We start from the raw sequence: 929 nt of genomic DNA on the forward strand, positions 1-929 counted from the left end.
ACACTGGAGCGTCTTCTGAGCCTGCTGTCGGCCTTTGAGGTCGTGGTATGGATGACGGATGGCTGGCCGCTGTATGAATCACGCCTGAAGGGAAAGCTGCACGTTATCAGCAAGCGTTACACTCAGCGCATTGAGCGACATAATCTGAATCTGAGACAACATCTGGCAAGGCTGGGACGGAAGTCACTGTCGTTCTCAAAATCGGTGGAGCTGCATGACAAGGTCATCGGGCATTATCTGAACATAAAACACTATCAGTAAGTTGGAGTCATTACCCATTTTCTGCTTAATTTTGCTTTCACATTTTTGTAAGTCTTCTGCCGGATTGTGCGACGTCTGCAATATCACGTCGAAACCTTCCTCTTCAGCTTTGGCGGTGATGGCATGCAAAACTTCAGAGAAAAACGGATTACCCGCCGTAGTTTTGGTCGAACGGGTAGAAATCACCATAATGGCATCAAAACCCGAAGAGGTCAGCGCGCGGGCCTGCTTGTTTGGCTGATACTGTAATTCTTCAATGGCCCGTAACACTTTTTCGCGCGCTTCCGGGGAGATATTAGTTTGCTTATTCAGCACGCGTGATACGGTGGATTTTGATACGCCTGCAACCCTGGCAATATCATAAATAGTAGGGGACATAGGTCAGGAACTCCGGTAATGACTCCAACTTACTGATAGTGTTTTATGTTCAGATAATGCCCGATGACCTTGTCATGCAGCTCCACCGATTTTGAGAACGACAGTGACTTCCGTCCCAGCCTTGCCAGATGTTGTCTCAGATTCAGATTATGTCGCTCAATGCGCTGAGTGTAACGCTTGCTGATAACGTGCAGCTTTCCCTTCAGGCGTGATTCATACAGCGGCCAGCCATCCGTCATCCATACCACGACCTCAAAGGCCGACAGCAGGCTCAGAAGACGCTCCAGTGT

General features: G+C 49.0%; 2 protein-coding genes and 1 pseudogene. 1 reads left to right on the forward strand and 2 read right to left on the reverse strand.

The genetic code is table 11. From position 1 onward, the window contains the following. Positions 1–261 (forward strand): IS1 family transposase (locus tag BHE85_RS16535; RefSeq protein ID WP_000317683.1); only part of this gene is annotated, 261 nt, incomplete at its 5' end. A 15-nt stretch (positions 262–276) separates the two neighbouring features. Here the strand turns inward: BHE85_RS16535 and BHE85_RS16540 are convergent. Beyond that, positions 277–639 (reverse strand): annotated as a pseudogene (locus BHE85_RS16540) (LacI family DNA-binding transcriptional regulator); the annotation flags it as partial. 29 nt (positions 640–668) lie between these two features. Next, positions 669–929 (reverse strand): IS1 family transposase (locus BHE85_RS16545; protein ID WP_000317683.1); only part of this gene is annotated, 261 nt, incomplete at its 5' end.

It is taken from the genome of Shigella sp. FC1567, assembly GCF_001743015.1.
GTDB lineage: Bacteria > Pseudomonadota > Gammaproteobacteria > Enterobacterales > Enterobacteriaceae > Escherichia > Escherichia coli.